Raw genomic sequence first — 20086 nt, 5'->3', positions numbered from 1 at the left:
GGGCACCGCCTCGCGGCGGAGAGGTAGTTGAGGGCTCAAGCGAGACAGTAGCCCGCTGTGCGCGTACATCAATGGCCCCCGCCGTCTCTAAGACGGCGGGGGCCATTGCGGTGGAGCGTCAGGCCGCGGCGAGCGCCGGGCCGTCCAGCGCCTCGACCTCGGCCGGGCGCAGCGCCAGGGCGAGCACGTCGGCCACGTCGGCCAGGGTGTGCACGGTCAGCGCCTCGCGCACCTCGGTCGGCAGGTCGTCCAGGTCCGGCTCGTTGCGGGCCGGGATGATGACCTCGGTGAGGCCGGCCCGGTGCGCGGCGAGCAGCTTCTGCTTCACCCCGCCGATCGGCAGCACCCGACCGGAGAGCGTCACCTCGCCGGTCATCCCGAACTCCGGGCGGACCGGTCGGCCGGTGACCAGTGACGCCAGGGCCGTGACCATGGTGATGCCGGCGCTCGGGCCGTCCTTGGGCACCGCGCCCGCCGGGAAGTGGACGTGGATCCGGCGTCCGGCCAGGACGTTCGGGTCGATGCCGAACCGCCGCCCGTTGGAGCGCAGGTACGACAGGGCGATGTGTGCCGACTCCTTCATCACGTCACCGAGCTGACCGGTCAGGGTCAGCCCCGGCTCACCCTCCATGCTTGTCGCCTCGATGAACAGCACGTCCCCGCCGGCGCCGGTGACGGCGAGGCCGGTGGCCACGCCGGGCACCGCGGTGCGCTCGGCCGACTCCGGGGTGAACTTCGGCCGCCCCAGGTAGGTGGCGAGGTTGTCGGTGTCGACACGTACCGGCGTCGGGTCGGTCGCCAGCGCCACCGCCACCTTGCGCAGGATCTTGGCCAGGCCACGTTCGAGCTGCCGGACGCCGGCCTCCCGGGTGTACTCCCCCGCGATCAGCGCGAGCGCCTCGTCGGCGATGCTGACCTCGTCGGCGGTCAGCCCGGCCCGCTCCCGCTGCCGGGGCAGCAGGTGGTCCCGGGCGATGGCGACCTTCTCGTCCTCGGTGTAGCCGTCCAGCATGACCAGCTCCATCCGGTCCAGCAGCGGGCCGGGGATGGACTCCACCACGTTGGCGGTGGCCAGGAAGAGCACGTCGGACAGGTCCAGGTCGACCTCCAGGTAGTGGTCCCGGAAGGTGTGGTTCTGCGCCGGGTCCAGCACCTCCAGCAGGGCGGCGGCCGGGTCGCCGGCGTAGCCGGCGGCCAGCTTGTCCACCTCGTCGAGGAGCACGACCGGGTTCATCGAGCCGGCCTCCCGCAGCGCACGGACGATCCGGCCGGGCAGCGCGCCGACGTACGTGCGCCGGTGGCCCCGGATCTCGGCCTCGTCGCGCACACCGCCGAGCGAGACCCGCACGAAGTTCCGCCCGAGCGCCCGCGCCACCGACTCGCCGAGGCTGGTCTTGCCGACCCCGGGAGGGCCGGCGAGGGCGAGCACCGCGCCGGAGCCGCGACCACCGACCACGCCGAGGTTGCGCTCGGCCCGCCGGTTGCGCACGGCCAGGTATTCCAGGATGCGGTCCTTGACGTCGGCCAGGCCGGCGTGGTCGTCGTCGAGCACCGCACGGGCCGCGGCCAGGTCGGTGTTGTCCTGGGTACGCGTGCCCCACGGCATTTCGAGCACGGTGTCCAGCCAGGTGCGGATCCAGCCCGCCTCCGGGGAGGCATCACTGGCCCGCTCCAACTTGCCGACCTCCCGCAGGGCCGCCTCGCGGACCTTCTCCGGCAGCTCGGCGCTCTCGACCCGGCTGCGGTAGTCGGCCGAGCCGTCCGGCTCGTCCTCGCCCAGCTCCTTGCGGATCGCGGCGAGCTGCTGGCGCAGCAGGAACTCCCGCTGGGACTTCTCCAGCCCCTCGCGGACGTCGCTGTTGATCTGCTCGGTGACCTCCTGCTCGGCCAGGTAGTCCTTCACCCAGCCGACCAGCAGCTCCAGTCGGGCGGTGACGTCCGGCGCGGCGAGCAGCTCGGTCTTCTGGTCCAGAGTCAGCCAGGGCGCGTAGCCGGCCGAGTCGGCCAGCTCGGAGAGGTCCGTCATGCGTTCCACCGCGTCGATGACCTGCCAGGCGCCCCGCTGCTGGAGCACGGAGGTCACCAGGGCCCGGTACTCGCGGGCGAGTTCCCGGGCGCGGCCGGCGGGCGCGGGTTCGTCGAGTTCGGTCGCCTCGACCCAGAGTGCGGCGCCGGGGCCGGGCACGCCGGAACCGATCCGGGCCCGGGACAGGCCACGGATGACGGCGGCGGGCTCGCCCTCGGGCAGCCGGCCGACCTTCTCGATGGTGGCGACCACTCCGACCGGGCCGTACTCGCCGTCGATACGCGGCACGGCCAGCAGCTTGCGGTCGCCGGTCGCCCGCGCCGCGTCGATGGCGGCCTGGGTGGTCGGGTCGAGGGTCACCGGGATGACCATGCCGGGCAGCAGAACGGCGTCGGTCAGGGGAAGTACCGGAAGAGTTGCCATCGAACACCTGCTATCGCGTTGAGTTGAGCGTGTACCACTCAAGTAACAAAGCGTTCCCCTTGTTCCGGGGTGTGACCCAGACCACTGCCGACGTGCCGACGACGAGTCGGCGTCCGGCGAACTCGGGGCCGGTCGCGCCGCTGCTGCCGTCGTGGCCCGTGCCCGTCGACTTGAACAGCGCGGAGCGCCGGCTGCTGCGGGCGATCGCCGCCGGTCGCAACGCCGCCGACGAACTGCACGCATCGGAGCGGACGGTGAAAATGGATGACCGCCGCACTGCCGCGCAAGCTGCGGGTTTCCACGCGGGCGGAGGTGTCCGTCGCCGGCGGGCTGGCCTGGCCTGCTCACGAATGACATTGCGTCCGCGCCGTCGATTCAGCACCCGATCCCGGTTTTGCTGAGCACTCAATCGCGACGCGCCGAAATGAATGGCACGCATATTGTTGCGGTTTCCCCGGGTAGTAGGTCAGACTTTGGACACATCCCGCCACACACAGGGAGTAATTGGCAATGGCGAGAAAAGTAATCACGGTGCTGACGGACGACCTCGACGGCGGGAAGGCCGACCGCACCGTCGAGTTCAGCCTCGACGGCGTGGCCTACACCATCGACGTCTCGGACGAGAATGCTGGCGTCCTGCGCAAGGCACTGGATCCGTACATCAATGCCGGTCGGCGGATCGGTCGCGGTCCGGCGGAGAGCACGCGGACAGTCCGGCGCCCAGGGCGACCCAGCGGCGCGGGAATGGACCGGGAGCAAAACCGCGCCATCCGGGAATGGGCGGTCAAGAACGGCTACAAGATTTCCGAACGGGGTCGGATCCCGGTCGAGGTCGTCGAGGCGTACAAGAACCGCTGATCGGGCGACACAGGACGGGGTCCCGCCGGTAACGGCGTGACCCCGTCAGTTTGTGTACGGCCGGTCACCCGAGGCTGCTCGCCCCGGGTGACCGGCCTACTCCAGAATCAGTTGACTTCGATACGTACCGCGTCGAACGCCGGGGTCTGGTTGGCCCGCTCCATCATCGGCAGACGGTGTGAACCGTCACCGGCCCAGACCGCGCACTGCGCCGTACCCGACTCCGGCAGACCCGGGATCTGGATGGTCACCTCGTCCGGCTGGGCACCGCCGCGACCGTCCTCGGTGGCGACGAAGAACGCCGGCACCTCCTGCGGCTCCGGCGGCGCGGTCAGGCTGTCCAGCATCCGGCAGGCGGTGTGGAAGTGGCCCCGGACCAGGCCCTGGCCGTTGAGCAGCGAACTCTCCACGTAGTACCCGCCCTGACCGGCCGCGAGGAAGCGATCCCGGACCAGGTTGCGGGTGCTGATCCGCAGGGTGAAGGACTGGTCGCGGGCGACCTGCTGCGGGAACTGGGTGATCAGCAGCGACGGGTTGTTGGCGGCGGCGCCGACCTCACCGAACGCGGTGCTCACGCAGCGGTTGCCGTTCTGGAAACCGTCGTGCGCCTGCAACTGGCTCTCGTCGCAGTTGTTGGCGAGCACGCCGAGCCCGGCGCCGGGGGCGTTCCCGCCACCGTTGTTGCCACCACCGTTGTTGCCACCGCCGGTGTTCCCACCGCCGCCGTTGTTGCCACCGCCGTTGTTGCCACCGCCGTTGTTGCCACCGCCGGTGTTGCCACCGCCGGTGTTCCCACCGCCACCGTTGTTGCCGCCACCGTTGTTGCCGCCACCGTTGTTGCCGGTCGGCTGCACCTGGCACTCGGCGAGTTGCGCCAGACCCTGCGGGCGAGGCCCGACCCGGTCGATGGCGAGCGTGATCCGATCCAGCACCGCCTTCCGCTTGGAGGCCAACGGCTGCAGGATCGCGTTGCGGATGAACGCCTCACCCTTGTTGCCCTCGGCGGCCAGCCGGCGGTCGGCATCCGCGATCTGGGTCTGCAACTGCGCCAGGTTGCGGTCGACCTCGGCCCGCGCCCGGTCCGGCACCTGCGGCAGCTTGGCCGCCACATCCGGACAGGCGATGGCCGAACCGGTGCCGACCGTGCCGTCCTTGCCGTCCTCGCACTCCGCGACCGTCTGCTGCCCGTCACCCCAGTGATTGCGTACCCATCGGCCGTTCTGCCAGGTCCGACTGGTCGAGGCGCCGCTCGGCGCGGTCGATCCCGGGCTCGGCTCCACGCATTGCCCCGAGGCCGGACGGGGCTTGTTCGTCCGCCGGTCCTGGGCCGACGAAATCTGGGTGACGGCGACTACTCCGCCGAAGACCACGAGCGTGCCGACAACAGCCAACAGACGCTTGCTCCGCGCGATGCCGGATGGCCGGCGCGCCCGAGTGGACCTGCGCATCGAATTGCTCTCCTTCTCGATCCGGTAGTGGATTCCTGCCCTCGGCGGACCGACGGATGTCAGATGGCACGCCACGGCGGCGACCACCGCGACCTACCCGGTAACGTGTCGATGGCCGACGATGCCCTTTCCGCACCGTCTCCCGCGTCCCGTCGACGCGGATGGGGAGATCCTGTTCATTCGCGCAGGAGTACGGGACCGCGCTCGGGAAGGTTCAACCGGCGCACAGAAAATTGGCCCCTACCCGACGCGGATCGAGTGCGGGGCAGGGGCGAACGCGGAAAGTGTTCGGTCAGTCGACGCAGAGGTGGTCGAAGGCGAAACCACCCACCAGTTCGTGACGGCGACGGCTCAACGCGACGATCTCCGCGGTGAGATCGGCCCGAGCCAGCAGTGCCGGGCCGTCGGCCTCCAGTGCGCGCAGCCGCGCACCGACGGCGACCGCCGCGAGATCCTCGGCCAATCGGGCCGCGTCGACGCCACAGGAGAACCGCTGCTCCGTCACCGAGACCCGCTCCACCAGACACACGTCCGGGCGCACCTGCACCCAACCCCAACCCTGCGCCGGGCCGTCCACCCAACGCACGTGCAGCGCGCGGACGATCGGGTCGGCCAGCCGCCCGGCCACGTACGCCTCGACGGCCGCCGCGCGGGTCACCGCGCCGAGGTCGTTGACCGGGCCGGTGCGACCGTCCGGAAGCCGCCCGAGGATGTCCCGGAAGCCCACCGGGGCGGGCTCGTCCTCGCCACCACCCAGCCCGGCGCCCGCCGCGTAGGCCCGCGCGTCGATCACGTACTCGACCAGACGCCGGCCGTGCTCGGCGGCCCGCAGCGTGGGCGACCCGACCCGCAGCACGGGCAGCCCCACCGCGGCGCTGACCGCGTCCGTGAGTCGCTCGGCGCGCTGCTGGGCCGAACCGGGCAGCGCGACCGGGCCGATCTCCACCGCGACGACCGGCCGGCCGGAGTCGGCGGCGCAGACCACGAGGTCGAACGCCGTCCGGCTGGCCGAACTCCACTGGCTGCCGGTCACACCCGGAGGACGACCCTGGACCAGATCGCTGAGTCGGCGTGCCGCGTACACCCGGTGGCCGGCGCGGGCGAACAGCGCATCGCGCCCACCGTCGGCGGGCAGGGCCCGCAGCCAGCCGCGATCGTCGCTGCTCGTCATCTGCCCCATCCCCCGGTCGGTCGAACCGGGCCGAGTCTAGGTGCCCGATCATGGCGAGCCGAGGCGTGATGTGATGCGGATCACATCGACGCGACGTTCCAGGGATGGCCGCTCGGTGTATCCAGCGGCATCGCCGGTAGCGCACCGGCCGGGAGGTGACATGTCGCGACAGCAGTTCGGCTTCCTCGCCGGCTTCCTCGGGGTGGCGGTCTGGGCGCTCGCCGGCGTCGAGGTGACCGCCGTCGCCGTACTCGCCGGCCTGCTCGGCTGGCTCGTCGTCCGGGTGCTCGACGGCGACCTCGCGGTCACCGGGCTGGGCGACCGCACCGGCTCCCGGCGCCGCCGATGACCACCCGCCCGTCCACCACGACCGGCGTCGCCCCGACCGACATCGACGTGCCGACCGTCACGCGGATCGCGACCGAAGCGGCCCGTCAGGTACGCGGCGTCTGCGCGGTCAACCCGGCGTCCGTACGCCTGCACGACCGGTCCGTGGGCCTCGACCTGCATCTGATCACCTGGTACGGGCACAGCGTGGCCGCCGTCGCCGAGTCGGTCCGGGCAGCGGTGGCCGACGGGATCGCCGCCCGCACCGGCCTGACCGTGACGACGGTGACCGTCACCGTGGACGACCTGCTCGTCCCCGGCGTGGACGTCAGCGCCGCGGGGACGACCGGCTGAGATGCGTACCGTCAACCGGGTCGCCTCGGTGTTGCTGGCCGCCGCGCTGCTCGTCGGCGGCGCCCTGCTGGCCGTCCAGGCCCTGTTGGTCAGCCTGCACCGCCCGGCGTCGGTCCTGGACCGGACGGGCTGGTACGCCACGCTGAGCGCCGCCCGGTGGCGCGACCCGACGGTCCGGGCGGTCGCTGGCGCGGCCGTGCTGCTCGGCCTGGCCATCCTCGTCGCCCAACTGCGCCGGTGGACACCGGTGCGGCTGCGGGTCGACGAGGCCGACGGCTGGCACCTGCACCGCCGCAGCGTGGAACGGCGACTCGCCGACGTGGCGGGCGCCGTCCCGGGCGTACGCCGGGCCCGCGTCCGGGTCCGCCAGCGCGGCGGCCGGTGGCGCCCCCGGGTCAGTGCCACCGGCGATCCGTCGGCCCGGGCCGAGGTCGAGTACGCCGTACGCCAGGAGTTGCACCGGCTGGCCGCGCCACGGACCGGCCGGATCGAGGTCCGGTTGCCCCGTCGTGGACGGCCGGCATGACCAACGCCGCGCACCGCCTGCTGTGGACCATCCTCGCGCTGCTGCTGGTGGCGGGCGGCACGACGGCGCTGGCCCTCGGGTTCGGCGGGATACCCGGAGGTGATCCGGGCACGGCGTTGCTCAACGCCGGGCTGCTGGACCGGTGGCGACTGGCCGCCCCGTGGAGCACCCTGGCAGCGGCGGTCGCCGGCGTGCTGCTCGCCCTGACCGGGCAACGCATGCTCGCCCGAGAGCTACGCCGGCCCGGCACCGCACTGCACGGAACGCTCAGCCAGCCCGGTCGACGTCCGGGCCGGACCCGACTGGCCGCCGACGTTCTCGCCCACGCGCTGGAACGCGACCTGACCGCCGCCCCGGGCGTACGCCGGGCGCGGGTCGTGCTGACCGGCGCACCGCCGCACCCCGACGTGTGGATCAGCGTGGACCTGACGGCCGATGCCGGCAGCGTCCGCGAGCACGTCGACGCCGCCGTCCGCCGGTTCGCCGTGACGGCCGACTGCCACCCGGCGCACCTCGACGTGACGGCCCGGATCGAGCCCGGTCGCCCCTGACCCGCGCATCATCGCGGTGGCTGGCGGCTGGGACGCCCGGATTCAGCGGGCGCGCCGGGCGGCCAGGATGCTCGCCCCGACGGCTACCGCCAGGGTCAGCACCACCACGGCGAGCGTCAACCAGATCGGCAGCTTGCCCACCGGCGTCTCGGCCAGGATCAGCTTCAACCCCGCGAAGGCGAGCAGCAGAGCCAGCCCGTAGCGCAGGTAGCCGAAGTGCCGCAACAGGCCCGCGAGGCAGAAGTAGAGGCTACGCAGCCCGAGCACGGCGAACGCGGTCGCCGTCCAGACAAGGAAGATGTTGGTGGTGATGGCGAGGATCGCCGCCACCGAGTCGATGGCGAAGATCACGTCGGTGGCCTCGATGGCGACCAGCGCCACCAGCAGCAGAGTCGCCACCCGTCGACCGTCGACCCGGGCGGTGAAGTGGTCGCCGTGGAACCGGGCGTCGGTGGGCACCACCCGACGGAACAGCCGGACCACCACGTTGCGGTCCGGGTCGACGTCCGGCTCCCCGCGTACGGCCAGCCGCCACCCGGTCCAGATCAGGAAGGCGCCCAGCACGAACCCGGCCCAGGCCAGCCGCTCCAGCAGCTCGGCGCCCGCCACGATGAACAGCAGGCGGAACGCGAGCGCGCCGACGACCCCCCAGAACAGCACCTTGTGCTGATAGCCCGACGGCACCCGAAAATAGCCGAAGAGCAGGGCGAAGACGAAGACGTTGTCCACCGAGAGCGCCTTCTCCAGCAGGTAGCCGGAGTAGTACGCGATGGCCGCGTCCCCGCCGAGGCCCCACCAGACGCCCAGCCCGAACAGCAGGCCCGCGCAGATCCAGGCGGCGCTCCAGAGCAGCGCCTCGGGCAGTTCGATGACGTGGCTGTCCCGGTGCGACACCAGGTCGACTGCGAGCAGCACGATGATCACCGCACCGACCGCCACCCAGGCCCACAGCGGCACCGCGACCGTCACGTCAGTCACCGGCGCCCACCGCCTCGACCACGGCGCACCGCACTGCCACCTCGCTCGTACGCCGCCGCTGACAGCTGATCTGGCTCGCCGGCGGGCCGTTCCCGAGCCTAGGCGAACGGCCCGCCCGTCGTCGGCGCTCCGGCGAAAGCGCTGTGCGTGGCGGCCCGGCGGTCCTCAGGCGACCGGCATCACCTGGCCCGGATCGGTGACCGTGTCGTCGGCGTTGTAGGCGATCGCGTTGATCACCCGCACGACGCCGCTGACCTGGCCCGCGAGCCGGCCCGCGAGGTCGACGGCGGAACGGCGGTCCAACCTGCCGGCCAGGGTCACCTCTCCGTGGCGGACCTCGACCGTCACCAGGCCGTCCCGCACGGCCAGCACCCGGCGCAGCACCTCCTGCACCACGTCCTCGCGGATCTCGGCGTCCGACCGCAGGTGCACCCGCAGCAGGTCGGAACGGCTGACGATGCCGACGAGCCGGCCCAGGTCATCCAGGACCGGCAGCCGCTTGACCTGCTCACGGTCCATCAGCCGGGCGGCGGCCGACAAGGGCGCCTCCGGGTACGTGCTCACCGCCGGCGCGGTCATCAGGCCGCCGGCCAGCAACGCCTCGCTCTTGTCCCGCGCGCCGCGCCGACGGCGGCTTTCGAAGACCCGCCGCTGCGCCGGCTCACCAGCACGCTCGACCCGGTGCAGCAGGTCGGCTTCGGACACCACGCCCAGCACCCGACGGAACCCGTCGATCACCGGCACCGCGCTGACCCCGCGGCGCAGCACCACGTCGACGATCTCCCGGTACGGGGTCCCCGCCTCCACGGTCACGACGTCCCGGGTCATCACGTCGCCCACCTGCCAGGTCCTCATCACGGCCTCCCTCTCAGTCCTCCACCTCGGACGTTAGGGCCGCACAGTGACGGTGGTCAGTGCCGTCGGACCGGGCCATGAGGGGTACAAGGTCCCGGGTCATCGCGGTCCTATCGACCCTGCTCAGGCCGACGCGACGAGTGTCCAATGGAGATGCCACCGGGAAGCGCGGTGCGAGGCAACGAAGGGACGTGGAGACCATGACCGCGACGATCGAGCGGAACACCGGCGAGACCACCGCTCCGGCGGCGGGCACCACCCGGGAGAGGGCAGTCCGGTACATCCTGGCCGGCACCCGGATGGCTCTCGGCTGGATCTTCCTCTGGGCGTTCATCGACAAGCTGTTCGGCCTCGGGCACGGCACCGAGGCGAAGAACGCCTGGATCAACGGGGGCAGCCCCACCAAGGGTTTCCTCACCTTCGGCGTGGCCGGGCCGTTCAAGGACCTCTACACCGGGATCGCCGGCGCGGCCTGGGCGGACTGGCTGTTCATGCTCGGCCTGGCCGGGATCGGCGTCGCTCTCCTGCTCGGCATCGGCATGCGGGTCGCCGCCGTCGCCGGTGGGCTGCTGCTGGTGCTCATGTGGACCGCCGTCCTGCCTCCGGAGAACAACCCCTTCATGGACGACCACCTGATCTACGCCGCGGTGCTCGCCGTCCTGGCGCTGGTCAACGCCGGCGACACCTGGGGCCTCGGCGGGGCCTGGGCGAAGCTGCCGATCGTCCGACAGGCGCCCTGGCTGCGGTGACCACACAGACCGCACCTCCCCCACGGCGGACGTCACCACCGGTGACGTCCGCCGACTCGTTTGCCCGCACTCCCGCAGGAGGCGCGCACTCGCACGGGAAGCCGGCCCTCGCAAGAGGGCCGCACTCGCGAGGGGTGCCGGCGACCCGACCCGGCTGCCGGCCTCCGCCGTCGATCATGAGGTCGACCGCGGTCACGCTCATGATCGACACGGCGGTCCGGTAGGTCGCGCCCAGGGGTGTTGCCGGGCCGGCCTGGGCAGGTGGCGGGACCGCCGGGCATCGGCGACAGGCGATCCGGCAGGATCGAGGTGACCGGACACATCACCCAACACGGCAGGAGTTCCCGCATGAACCAGGCAGCAGGCGCCCGTTCGGGCAAGCCCGAGGTGGGTCCGATCGAGGGTGCGCCGCCGGCCGACCTCGTGATCGAGGACATCACCGTGGGCGAGGGCCCGCAGGCCGAACCGGGCCAGCTCGCCAGCGTGCACTACGTAGGCGTGTCGCACTCCACCGGCGGCGAGTTCGACTCGTCCTGGAACCGGGGCGAGGCGTTCGAGTTCCCGCTCGGCGGCGGTCAGGTCATCGCCGGCTGGGACCAGGGTGTCGTCGGCATGCGCGTCGGCGGTCGGCGCCGGCTCACCATCCCGCCACACCTGGGGTACGGCGACCGGGGCGCGGCCGGCGTCATCAAGCCGGGCGAGACGCTGATCTTCGTCGTCGACCTGCTCGGCGTGCGCTGACGGATCATCGGTGGGGTCGTCGGCGCACGCCGGTGACCCCACCGCTTCGTCTTCACTGGCCAGGCGGCGACCGCAGGCGACCGGGCTGTCAGACGACCGGGCGGTCAGGCAGCGACCGGCAGACGGCCGGGCTCAGGAGGCCGGGCTGTCAGGCTGCCGAGTTGTCAGGCTGCCGGGATGTCAGGCTGCCGGGATGTCAGGCTGCCGGGATGTCAGGCTGCCGGGCGACCGGGTTGTCAGACTGTCAGGAGGCCGGGCGGTCAGGCGGCGACCGGCAGACGGCCGGTGGTCACAGTCGGCGGGCGGTGTGCGGCCACGGCCGGAACCGAGCGACGCGGCGCCCCGACCACCCCGGCGGGAACCGGCCGACGTGCGGCCTCGACCACCCGAGCGGGCTCCAGAATCGTCATCACCCGGTGCAGGCCGGTGACGCGCAGCACCCGGGCCACCACCGGCGTCGGGTCGACCAGGACGAGCTCGCCGCCCCGTGCCCGGATCCGCAGGTGCGCGGCGAGCAACGCGCGCACCCCGGCGGCGGAGAGCAGCCGCAACTCGGACATCTCCAGCTGGACGACCGGACGGGCCGGCGCGGACCACAGCGCGGACCGGAACGCGGCCACCGTGGCGATGTCGACCTCGCCGGCCACCCGCACCTGGACCACCCGGTCGCCCACGATGACCTGCACGTCGATCCGGTCGCTGCGATCTTCCATGCCATGAAATCTAGCCGCCACCACCGACAGTTTCGTCCCTCGACGGGGTGATTCCGGGTACGTCCAGGGTCAACCCCCGGGGTACCCCCTACTCCCTCTCAGGGTGCAGGCCAGCGCTCCCGCCTCGGGCCTTTCGGCCACCGACGGCCATTGATCCACTCGACATCGGCGATGTGGGTGTGTCCAAGTCTCGGGACACCCCCACATCGCCGATACGGTGTCGATCACTCGTCGCCTTGGGCACCCCGTCACCGTCGACGGGCACGCCGGCCCGGGTCGGCGCCGAACACGCCACCAGGCACGCCGACACAGGTCGCCGAAGCGGCGCGGTCGTGCGCCTCGCGGGCGGTGTTCCGGGTGGAGAATGACCCGATGGTGATTCCCCGGCCCCGGCCGCCCCGGCTGATCCGGCCCGTCCGCGAGCCGGCCACCGTTCCGCCCCCGCTCACCGGAGCGTGGGCCGCCACCGACCGCCGGCTCGACCACGTCGACCTGCTGCCCCTGCCCGACGGCGCCGTCGGGCCCGAGGACGTGCTGGTCGACGCGGCTGGGCGGGTGATCAGCGGCGACGAGGACGGCAACCTCTGGTGGTGGCCGACCGACGCTCCGGCGGGCACCCGACCCCGGTTACTGGCCGAGACCGGTGGCCGGCCGCTCGGCATCGAGGTGGACCCGTCCGGTGAGGCGCTGGTCGTCTGCGACGCGTACCGCGGGTTGCTGCGGGTCACTCCCGACGGGGCGGTTCGCGAGCTGACCGGGACGGCACCCCCGGTGCACCTGGCCAACAACGCGACGGCGGCCCGCGACGGCACGGTCTATTTCACCGACAGCTCCGACCGGTTCCCGGTCTCGCACTGGAAGCGGGACCTGCTGGAGCACCGCCCCAACGGCCGCGTGCTGGCCCACCATCCGGGCAGCGGGCGCACCGACGTGGTGGTGGACGGGTTGTACTTCCCCAACGGGATCGCGCTGACCCCGGACGAGTCGGCGTTGATGGTGGTGGAGACCACCACCCACCGGCTGCTGCGCGTCGAGTTGGGCGGCGGGGTCCGGGTGCTCGCCGACCTGCCCGCGTACCCGGACAATCTCTCCGCGGTGGGCGACGGGACGTACTGGATCGCGCTGCCCAGCCCTCGGGTGCCGATCGCCGAGCGGCTTCTGCCGCACCCCCGGCTGCGCCAGATCGCCGCGTTGCTACCCGACGCGATGCAGCCGCAGCCGCGCCGCTACGGGCTGGTCGCCCTGGTCGACGGGGAGGGCGCGGTCCGCCGGACGCTGCACGGCCCGGCCGGGCACTACTGGATGATCACCGGGGTACGCCAGCACGGCGACCAACTCTGGCTGGGCAGCCTGACCGGGTCCGGCGTGGCCCGCGTACCGCTGGATTGAACGCGCCTCGGCGCTGCGCGCCGGCAAGGGTGGCGGCCTGACGGGCCGGCCCGCCGTGCTGGCGGGCCGGCCTGGTCGACCGTGTGTCAGCGACCGCTGACCGAGGGCGCCGGGGCGGGTGAGCCGCCGGCCACCGCGCCCGGGTGCGCCGGGGCGACCGGCGCGGGCTTGAGCCCGGGCGGCACCGGCAGGGCGCTGCCCTTGACGAACTCGTCCCAGCTCACGTTCCACGCCGTCCAGCCGTTGCCTGGCTGCAACTCGACCTCGGTGCCCTTGACGGTGACCAGGTCGCCAACCTGGGTCACCCCCATCAGCCAGTCCGCGGCGGCGGCGGAGACGTTCGCGCAGCCGTGCGAGACGTTGGTGTTGCCCTGGTCCCCCTCCGACCATGGGGCGGAGTGGATGAACTCGCCGCCCCAGGTGTAGCGCTGGGCGTCGTCCACGTCGACCACGTAGCCACCGTTCGGCTCGCCCCGGGTGTCGAAGGTGGTCCGCTCGTGCTTCTCCATGATCACCATCTTGCCGCTGGAACTGGGCGTGCTCGGCTTGCCGAGGCTGACCGGGATCCGGCGGATCTGCTTGCCGTCGCGCAGCACGGTCATCTGCTTGGTGGCGTTGTCGATCTCCAATGCGACCTGCTTGCCGATCTTGGAGGTCGCGGTCCGCTCGGCGTCACCGACGAGCTTCTTGCCGATGGGCAGCCCCTCCAGCCCGGCACGAACGCTGATCGTCGTCCCCGGCCGCCAGAAATCGGGCGCCCGGTAATACACCTGGCTTCCGTCCTCCAACCACGACCAGGCCCCCGGTTGCGGCGGATTCGTCTTTACGAACAACCGACGCTGGACATCTGCCCTGGCCTCTTTCGGAATTGCCGGGTCGAACGCCACGGTTACCGGCATCGCCGTGCCATACGTCCGGTTACCGACGAAATAGAGGGTGCTGGTGATCTGCGGTTTGGTGGACTTGGGCATCGTGGTGAAGGTCGTGGTCCGGGTGGTCGTCGCACCCGAGTCACCGGTTGCGGTCACCTCCGCCGTGTACGTACGTCGGGGTTGCAGCGGCGCGCTCGGCACCCACCCCGAGCCGTCCTCCCGCGGCTCAGCCGAGACCTGCTTACCCTTGTCGTCGGTGAGCCGGACGGCGGTGACCCGCCCGCCCTTGACCACCGTGCCCACCTCGGCACTGACCGGAACGTCCCGGGTCTTGTCCCCCGGCGTCACGGCGAGCTCCGGCGGCGGGGCGTGTTCCTTGGCCGTCTTGGCTGCCGAGTCCCGATCGGCGGTGCATCCACCCAGCACGAGCGGTGCGGCTGCGATGGTTACCGCCAACAGCGTCAATCGCCGCCTAGGCGTCATGTTCAGTCCCCCCGTTTCGACTTCCCTCCGCCACATTCTGGCGGCCCGGCCAGGGTCGTCCATGCCATTCGGAAATAATCGGCGGCGCATTTATCGGTGCATTTTCCGGCGCTGTGCCGTTGACGAATAAAGCGCACAACTGCCGCCTGTGGGTCCCGCCCGACCCCCGCCAACCCACCCGGCCCGCAACGTCCCGTCCCATCCTCGGCACGCCGCCGTCGCACCTGTTGCCACGGATGCGCCGCTTTCGGCCGTGCGGCGCGCGACCCCGCACGGCGGGGCGACGAGCGACGCGAGATCGACGATGCGGGGCACGGGCTGTGGGCCGTGCGACCGACCGCCGCACCTGGTGGGCGCACTTTTGTCAGGTGGAGCGAAACTTCTGCCAATCGATACAAAGCTTTGCCTTCGTCCGGAGGCAAGGGTAGGGTCCCGATTCAGATAGAGGGTTGCCCATCCGTCGATCAGCCTGCCGCCGCCCACACCGGGTCGCCGCGTTCCGACCCACACGGGTCCGGGCCGCACCCGCGCGCCGTCCCGCACCGTCCAGCCGGAGTCCGCCTCCGGCCGGTTCGGCGCGCCCGGACGGCGGCAGCCGGTCGACTGCCGCCGACGGCACACCAGCCGTCAGGAAGGGACCACCACCATGGATCACCAGAGAAACCAGCCGGTGCCGACAACGGCGTCCGAGCCGGTCAGCAGACGCGGTGTGCTCCGCGCCGCGACCGTCTCCGCTGCCGCCGTCGGCACCGCCGGCCTGCTCGCCGGCCCGGCCAGCGCCGCACCGGCGGGGCACTCCCACGGCCGGCGCCGGGTGCCGACCGACCGGATCAGCATCCAGCTCTACACCGTGCGCGACCAGCTCGCCGCCGACCTGCCCGGCACCCTGGCCGCCCTGCGGCGCATCGGCTACCGCAGGGTGGAGCACGCCGGCTTCGTCGGGCGTACGGCCGCACAGTTCCGCGCCGCGCTCGACGCGGCCGGGCTGCGCTCCACCTCCGGGCACGTCGGCATCCCGCAGCCGTTCGACGCCGCCACCTGGGAACGCGCCCTCGCCGACGCGAACGTGGTGGGCAGCAAGAAGATCGTCCACCCGTACTTCGGTCGCGACGCGCAGGGGCGCCCGATCCGGGACCCCGCCGTCTACCGTGCCCTGGCCCGGGACCTCAACCAGGCCGGCCGGCTGGCCGAGCGCGCCGGGCTGGACTTCGGGTACCACAACCACCAGTTGGAGTTCGTGCCGCTGACCAACGGGTCGACCGGCTTCGAGATCCTCGCCGGGCAGACCGATCCTCGGCTGGTGCACTTCGAACTCGACCTCTACTGGACCTGGCGAGGCGCGCACGACCCCGTCGACGTGATCCAGGCCAACCGTGGCCGGATCCGCCAGGTGCACGTCAAGGACCTGGACGTCGAGGGTGGCTTCGCCGACCTCGGCGACGGCGTCATCGACTTCGGCCGGATCTTCGCCCACGAGCGGGAGGCGGGCATCGAGGAGTACATCGTGGAGCGCGACGACGCGGGCACCCCGCCACGCGCCCCCGCCGACGCCCTGGACACCGCCCGGGTCGGCTTCGACTATCTCGCCTCACTCCGGTACTGACCACCACTTCGGGGGACTACCTGATGAACAGGACCGCTTTCGCGTCCGCCCTGCTCCTGGTGACGGCCGGCCTGGCCGTACCGACGGCAGCGGCGGCAGCTCCCGCGGCGGCCGCCGCGCCGCCGGACAGCAGCTTCCAGAAGGTGACGCTCAACGACTTCCCCGGCGAGCCGATGAGCCTCGCCGTCCTGCCCGACCTGCGCGTGCTGCACACCTCCCGCACCGGTGAGGTCCGCATCCACGACCCGCGCACCGGGCTGAACACCCTCGCCGCCGACATCCCGGTGTACGAGCACGACGAGGAGGGGCTGCAAGGGGTCGCCATCGACCCGAACTTCGCCAAGAACAAGTGGGTCTACCTCTACTATTCGCCGCCGATGAACACCCCGGTCGACGACCCGGCCACCCCCGACGTCAACGAGGGGGACGCGCCGCTGGTCGGCACCGAGGCGGACTGGCAGCGGTTCCGAGGCGCGCTGCGGCTGTCCCGGTTCAAGCTGGAGGGGATGAAGCTCAACCTCAGCACCGAGCAGCAGATCATCGACGTGCCCACCGACCGCGGCATCTGCTGCCACGTCGGCGGTCAGATCGACTTCGACAGCAAGGGCAACCTGTACCTGTCGACCGGTGACGACACGAACCCGTTCTTCTCCGACGGCTACATTCCGATCGACGAACGGGCCGACCGCAACCCGGCGTTCGACGCCCAGCGCACCTCCGCCAACACCAACGACCTGCGCGGCAAGCTGCTGCGCATCAAGGTGAAGGCCGGTGGGGGTTACACGGTGCCGGCCGGCAACCTCTTCAAGAAGGGGACGGCGCAGACCCGCCCGGAGATCTACGCGATGGGGCTGCGCAACGCGTTCCGGTTCGCCGTCGACCGGCGCACCGACAACGTGTACCTGGCCGACTACTCCCCGGACGCCTCCACGGCCAACCCGCAGCGCGGGCCGGCCGGGCACGGCCGGTGGATGCTGATCGACAAGCCGGCGAACTACGGCTGGCCGTACTGCGTGACACCGACCATCGCCTACCGCGACTACGACTTCGCGACCGGCCAGTCCGGCCCGAAGTTCAACTGCAAGCGCCCGGTCAACGACTCGCCCCACAACACCGGCAAGCGGCAACTGCCGCCGGTCGAGCAGCCGGAGGTCTGGTACCCCTCCGCCGCGTCGGGTGAGTTCCCGCAGCTGGGCACCGGCGGCATCGGCCCGATGGGCGGCCCGGCGTACGACTACGACGGGACCAGCACCTCGCGGACCCGCTGGCCGGCCTACTACGACGGTGTGCCGCTGTTCTACGAGTGGACCCGGGACTACATCAAGGAGTTCCGACTCGACTCCCGCGGTGACGTCAAGGACATCCGGTCGGTGGTGCCGTCCCTGGTGGTGGACAACCCGATGGACATGGAGTTCGGCCCGGACGGCGCGCTCTACGTGCTGGAGTACGGCGACGGCTACTTCGCCGAGAACCCGGACGCCCAGCTGTCCCGGATCGACTTCGTCCGTGGCAACCGCACGCCGATCCCGAAGATCAGCGCGACCCCGACCGCCGGGCAGGCGCCGTTGACCGTGGCGTTCTCCAGCGCCGGCACCACGGACCCGGACGGCGACCGGCTCAGCTACGCGTGGGACTTCAACGCGGACGGCTCGGTGGACAGCACCGCGGCGAACCCGACCTGGACGTTCCAGGAGAACGGGGCGTACACCCCGACGGTGAAGGTGACCGACCGCACCGGACGGTCGGCCGCGGCCACCCTGCCGCTGCTGGTCGGGCCACGCGCGCCGGTCGTCGAGTTCGTCGCCCCGGTGGCCGGGCAGCCCTTCCAGTTCGGGCAGACGGTCGCGTACGAGGTGCGGGTCACCGACGACCTGCCGGTGGACTGCTCACGGGTGAAGGTCACCTACGTGCTCGGCCACGATGAGCACGGGCATCCGCTCTCCTCGGCGACCGGGTGCTCCGGGACCATCGCCACCTTCGTCGACGGTGGGCACGGTGGGGCGGACAACCTGACCGCGGTCTTCGTCGCGGAGTACACCGACGCGCCGACCGATCCCGGTGTGCCGGCGCAGACCGGTACGGCGACTGTCGTGCTGGATCCCGACCCGGTGGCCGGCCTGGCCGGCTGACCGACGCGGACTGACGGTGGCGGCGGCCGGACCACTCCGGCCGCCGCCACCGGACGCCGCTCAACCCCAGGCCGCCGCCACCGGACGCCCGCTCAGGCCCAGGCTGCCGCCGAGCAGCCCGCCCAGATCCAGTCGTTCAGGCCCAGTCGCTGTCGACGTGGTTGTCGCGCCAGCGTCCGCCCACCGGCGGAGTGTCCAGCCGCATCCCGTCCTCGGCGTTGCCGGCGAGGTCGTTGTCCTCGACCCGGCAGTCCACGCAACTGCCCCGCTCGGTGATCCACAACCCGTGGGTCTGGGTCTTGTCCTCGTGGTTGTCCCAGATCCGGTTGCCGCGAATCGTGGCCGAGTCGAACGCCGCGTCGATGGTGATGCCGGCCCGCCGCCCGGGTGCCGCGGACAGCTCGTACCGGCAGCCCGGTGGCGGGACGTCGCCACTCCACGCGCCTATCGCGTCGGGCCGGACCGGCGCCAGCACCAACTCCTCGCCGGTGTTCGAGGCGACCACGGCCACCGACCGCCCGACCCGCAGGACCTTTCCCCGGTGCCCGTCGGTTGGCCAGTGGGCGGCCCGGTCCACCACGGACCGCTCGGCGTAGCGGACGCTCTCGCCGGCGCCGCCGGTGCCGTCGGCGCGCTGCTGGCCGTTGTTGCGGATCCGGTTGTTCAGCAGCACCGCGTCGGTCATCTGGTGGTCGATCCGGACGGCGTCCAGCCCGTTGTTCCAGAACTCGTTGCTCTCGATCACCACGTCCCGGATCGGGCCCAGGTAACCACGCCCGAGGTCGTGCCCGTGATAGCCGTGCCGGCCGTTGCCGCTGATCCGGTTGCCCCGGATGGTGTACGGGCCGGGGCTGTTGCCGATGCTGACGCCGTCGCGGAGGTTGCCGTCGATGACGCAGTCGCTGAGCAGCCCACCTCGTCCGGCCACGCCCGCCGTGCCCTGCGCCGAGATGTCGAAGCCGGCCTCCAGGTTGCCGACCATCGTGCAGGCGGAGACGATGAGACCGTCGGCGCCCCAGTCGGAGATCCCGAACCGGTTGCCCTGGCTGTGGCAGCCGATGATGCGGTAGCCGCGTGGCGGCGTCCAGTAGTCCTTCTGAAGCTCCAGGAAGATGCCGTTGGTGCCGTTGGCCAGGGTGGTGCAGTTGGCGATGGTCAACCGCTCCATGTCGCCCCACCCGCCGATGCCCACACCGATGCCGGCGCCGCCCATCTGCTCGCCGTTGTCCAGCCGGCCGCAGCCGACCACCACCACGCCGTCGATCAGGCTGTCCTGGAGGAAGTCGCAGCCCAGGCCGGTGGCCGCGGTGTGGTGGATGAAGAGGTTGCGGAAAACACCGCGCACCATGTACTGCAGGCCCAGGCCCTTGGCGAGGTAGTTGTACTCGGCCATCGCCACGCCGGATCCGTCGATCTCGAAGTCGGCGAAGGTGCAGTCGGCGATGTGCCGGTCCCGGTCGGCGCCGTGCTGCAGGGTGGTCCAGAACGCCAACGGGGTGGGGTCGGTGCGGTTGCCCTCGTTGCTGAGCAGGAACCGGGTCGCCGCCGGGCCCGCCCCGATCAGGGAGACGCCGCTGCGCCACACCGTGCCGGCGTCCCGGATCGAGTAGATGCCCGGTGGGCAGTAGATGACCCGGGCTCGCCCGTCCGACGCGTAGCCGGCGCCCAGGCGGTCCACGAGGGCGGCCAGCGCCGGCTGGTCGTTCGTCTCGCCGTCGCCGCGCAGGCCGTACTCCCGCGCGTCGCAGTGCAGTGGAGCGCCGGCCGAGGCGGGTCGTCGCTCCCGGACGGCATTACGAAGCTCCTGGTACGTCACGGACCGACTCCCTTCGACGCGCCTGGTGCGCTCCGGCGGAGCCGACTTCCCGATCCGACGTCCGGGAAACCCCC

18 protein-coding genes and 1 pseudogene are annotated in these 20086 nt (G+C 71.9%); 11 read left to right on the top strand and 8 right to left on the bottom strand.

Annotated elements, in window-relative coordinates; genetic code table 11:
* Positions 1-118 precede the first annotated feature (118 nt).
* Positions 119-2449: an endopeptidase La gene (gene lon / locus ABZ808_RS04500; protein WP_357000802.1), complete on the bottom strand. Its 2331-nt coding sequence runs from the start codon at positions 2447-2449 to the stop codon at positions 119-121.
* Positions 2450-2472: 23 nt separating this feature from the next.
* On the opposite strand from lon, the gene ABZ808_RS04495 reads away from it, so the two are divergent.
* Both ABZ808_RS04495 and ABZ808_RS04490 read left to right on the top strand, forming a co-directional pair.
* Positions 2473-2850, top strand: coding sequence for a hypothetical protein (locus ABZ808_RS04495; RefSeq protein WP_357000800.1), 378 nt, complete (start codon positions 2473-2475; stop codon positions 2848-2850).
* Between the two features lie 109 nt (positions 2851-2959).
* Positions 2960-3307, top strand: a complete 348-nt coding sequence (locus ABZ808_RS04490) for an Lsr2 family protein (protein WP_357000797.1) — start codon at positions 2960-2962, stop codon at positions 3305-3307.
* A 107-nt stretch (positions 3308-3414) separates the two neighbouring features.
* Here the strand turns inward: ABZ808_RS04490 and ABZ808_RS04485 are convergent, their stop codons facing one another.
* Both ABZ808_RS04485 and ABZ808_RS04480 read right to left on the bottom strand, forming a co-directional pair.
* A complete protein-coding gene (locus ABZ808_RS04485) occupies positions 3415-4755 on the bottom strand; it encodes a hypothetical protein (protein ID WP_357000795.1) in 1341 nt (446 codons plus the stop codon).
* A gap of 292 nt (positions 4756-5047) precedes the next feature.
* Positions 5048-5926, bottom strand: a complete 879-nt coding sequence (locus ABZ808_RS04480) for a DUF2726 domain-containing protein (RefSeq protein ID WP_357000793.1) — start codon at positions 5924-5926, stop codon at positions 5048-5050.
* A 160-nt stretch (positions 5927-6086) separates the two neighbouring features.
* Between ABZ808_RS04480 and ABZ808_RS04475 the strand changes: the two genes are divergently transcribed.
* Genes ABZ808_RS04475 through ABZ808_RS04460 form a run of 4 tightly spaced genes read left to right on the top strand, consistent with a single transcriptional unit; the run spans position 6087 to position 7684 of the window.
* Positions 6087-6275 (top strand): hypothetical protein, encoded by a 189-nt coding sequence (locus ABZ808_RS04475; RefSeq protein ID WP_357000790.1) that lies wholly within the window; start codon positions 6087-6089, stop codon positions 6273-6275.
* Positions 6272-6607 carry an Asp23/Gls24 family envelope stress response protein gene (locus ABZ808_RS04470; RefSeq protein WP_357000788.1) on the top strand — a complete coding sequence of 112 codons (336 nt, stop codon included), beginning with the start codon at positions 6272-6274 and terminating at the stop codon, positions 6605-6607. Before ABZ808_RS04475 ends, ABZ808_RS04470 begins: the two co-directional genes overlap by 4 nt.
* 1 nt (position 6608) lies before the next feature.
* Entirely contained in the window at positions 6609-7133 is a 525-nt protein-coding gene (locus ABZ808_RS04465) for a DUF6286 domain-containing protein (RefSeq protein ID WP_357000785.1), read from the top strand.
* Positions 7130-7684: a hypothetical protein gene (locus ABZ808_RS04460; RefSeq protein ID WP_357000783.1), complete on the top strand. Its 555-nt coding sequence runs from the start codon at positions 7130-7132 to the stop codon at positions 7682-7684. Before ABZ808_RS04465 ends, ABZ808_RS04460 begins: the two co-directional genes overlap by 4 nt.
* Before the next feature lie 42 nt (positions 7685-7726).
* Here ABZ808_RS04460 and ABZ808_RS04455 read toward each other — a convergent pair.
* A pseudogene (locus tag ABZ808_RS04455) lies at positions 7727-8686 on the bottom strand (TerC/Alx family metal homeostasis membrane protein); the annotation flags it as partial.
* A gap of 141 nt (positions 8687-8827) precedes the next feature.
* Entirely contained in the window at positions 8828-9517 is a 690-nt protein-coding gene (locus ABZ808_RS04450) for a CBS domain-containing protein (RefSeq protein WP_357000782.1), read from the bottom strand.
* A 191-nt stretch (positions 9518-9708) separates the two neighbouring features.
* Here ABZ808_RS04450 and ABZ808_RS04445 point away from each other — a divergent pair, with 191 nt between their 5' ends.
* Both ABZ808_RS04445 and ABZ808_RS04440 read left to right on the top strand, forming a co-directional pair.
* On the top strand, positions 9709-10266 hold the full coding sequence (locus ABZ808_RS04445) for a hypothetical protein (protein ID WP_357000778.1): 558 nt from the start codon (positions 9709-9711) through the stop codon (positions 10264-10266).
* Between the two features lie 348 nt (positions 10267-10614).
* The gene (locus ABZ808_RS04440) at positions 10615-11007 is read left to right on the top strand and encodes an FKBP-type peptidyl-prolyl cis-trans isomerase (protein WP_357000775.1); all 393 of its coding nucleotides are present in this window, start codon (positions 10615-10617) and stop codon (positions 11005-11007) included.
* A gap of 260 nt (positions 11008-11267) precedes the next feature.
* Here ABZ808_RS04440 and ABZ808_RS04435 read toward each other — a convergent pair whose 3' ends face one another.
* The gene (locus ABZ808_RS04435; protein ID WP_357000772.1) at positions 11268-11720 is read right to left on the bottom strand and encodes an STAS domain-containing protein; all 453 of its coding nucleotides are present in this window, start codon (positions 11718-11720) and stop codon (positions 11268-11270) included.
* 372 nt (positions 11721-12092) lie between these two features.
* Between ABZ808_RS04435 and ABZ808_RS04430 the strand changes: the two genes are divergently transcribed.
* Positions 12093-13109, top strand: a complete 1017-nt coding sequence (locus ABZ808_RS04430; protein WP_357000769.1) for an SMP-30/gluconolactonase/LRE family protein — start codon at positions 12093-12095, stop codon at positions 13107-13109.
* Positions 13110-13195: 86 nt separating this feature from the next.
* On the opposite strand, the gene ABZ808_RS04425 is transcribed toward ABZ808_RS04430, so the two are convergent.
* Positions 13196-14464 carry an Ig-like domain-containing protein gene (locus ABZ808_RS04425; RefSeq protein WP_357000767.1) on the bottom strand — a complete coding sequence of 423 codons (1269 nt, stop codon included), beginning with the start codon at positions 14462-14464 and terminating at the stop codon, positions 13196-13198.
* Positions 14465-15110: 646 nt separating this feature from the next.
* Between ABZ808_RS04425 and ABZ808_RS04420 the strand changes: the two genes are divergently transcribed.
* On the top strand, positions 15111-16067 hold the full coding sequence (locus ABZ808_RS04420; RefSeq protein ID WP_357000764.1) for a sugar phosphate isomerase/epimerase: 957 nt from the start codon (positions 15111-15113) through the stop codon (positions 16065-16067).
* 23 nt (positions 16068-16090) lie between these two features.
* The gene (locus ABZ808_RS04415; protein ID WP_357000761.1) at positions 16091-18196 is read left to right on the top strand and encodes a PQQ-dependent sugar dehydrogenase; all 2106 of its coding nucleotides are present in this window, start codon (positions 16091-16093) and stop codon (positions 18194-18196) included.
* Positions 18197-18332: 136 nt separating this feature from the next.
* Here ABZ808_RS04415 and ABZ808_RS04410 read toward each other — a convergent pair whose 3' ends face one another.
* On the bottom strand, positions 18333-20012 hold the full coding sequence (locus ABZ808_RS04410) for a right-handed parallel beta-helix repeat-containing protein (protein ID WP_357000759.1): 1680 nt from the start codon (positions 20010-20012) through the stop codon (positions 18333-18335).
* Positions 20013-20086: the final 74 nt, after the last annotated feature.

Source organism: Micromonospora sp. NPDC047527, assembly GCF_040643015.1.
GTDB lineage: Bacteria > Actinomycetota > Actinomycetes > Mycobacteriales > Micromonosporaceae > Micromonospora.
Note: the sequence above shows the minus strand (reverse complement) of the source record. Positions and strands in the feature narration are given on the sequence as shown.

What these genes read in the sequence shown, in the direction of transcription:
- lon (WP_357000802.1), bottom strand. Translation starts at nt 2,449, where the DNA reads ATGGCAACTCTTCCGGTACTTCCCCTGACCGACGCCGTTCTGCTGCCC.
- ABZ808_RS04490 (WP_357000797.1), top strand. Translation starts at nt 2,960, where the DNA reads ATGGCGAGAAAAGTAATCACGGTGCTGACGGACGACCTCGACGGCGGG.
- ABZ808_RS04485 (WP_357000795.1), bottom strand. Translation starts at nt 4,755, where the DNA reads ATGCGCAGGTCCACTCGGGCGCGCCGGCCATCCGGCATCGCGCGGAGC.
- ABZ808_RS04480 (WP_357000793.1), bottom strand. Translation starts at nt 5,926, where the DNA reads ATGACGAGCAGCGACGATCGCGGCTGGCTGCGGGCCCTGCCCGCCGAC.
- ABZ808_RS04475 (WP_357000790.1), top strand. Translation starts at nt 6,087, where the DNA reads ATGTCGCGACAGCAGTTCGGCTTCCTCGCCGGCTTCCTCGGGGTGGCG.
- ABZ808_RS04470 (WP_357000788.1), top strand. Translation starts at nt 6,272, where the DNA reads ATGACCACCCGCCCGTCCACCACGACCGGCGTCGCCCCGACCGACATC.
- ABZ808_RS04465 (WP_357000785.1), top strand. Translation starts at nt 6,609, where the DNA reads ATGCGTACCGTCAACCGGGTCGCCTCGGTGTTGCTGGCCGCCGCGCTG.
- ABZ808_RS04460 (WP_357000783.1), top strand. Translation starts at nt 7,130, where the DNA reads ATGACCAACGCCGCGCACCGCCTGCTGTGGACCATCCTCGCGCTGCTG.
- ABZ808_RS04450 (WP_357000782.1), bottom strand. Translation starts at nt 9,517, where the DNA reads ATGAGGACCTGGCAGGTGGGCGACGTGATGACCCGGGACGTCGTGACC.
- ABZ808_RS04440 (WP_357000775.1), top strand. Translation starts at nt 10,615, where the DNA reads ATGAACCAGGCAGCAGGCGCCCGTTCGGGCAAGCCCGAGGTGGGTCCG.
- ABZ808_RS04435 (WP_357000772.1), bottom strand. Translation starts at nt 11,720, where the DNA reads ATGGAAGATCGCAGCGACCGGATCGACGTGCAGGTCATCGTGGGCGAC.
- ABZ808_RS04430 (WP_357000769.1), top strand. Translation starts at nt 12,093, where the DNA reads ATGGTGATTCCCCGGCCCCGGCCGCCCCGGCTGATCCGGCCCGTCCGC.
- ABZ808_RS04425 (WP_357000767.1), bottom strand. Translation starts at nt 14,464, where the DNA reads ATGACGCCTAGGCGGCGATTGACGCTGTTGGCGGTAACCATCGCAGCC.
- ABZ808_RS04420 (WP_357000764.1), top strand. Translation starts at nt 15,111, where the DNA reads ATGGATCACCAGAGAAACCAGCCGGTGCCGACAACGGCGTCCGAGCCG.
- ABZ808_RS04415 (WP_357000761.1), top strand. Translation starts at nt 16,091, where the DNA reads ATGAACAGGACCGCTTTCGCGTCCGCCCTGCTCCTGGTGACGGCCGGC.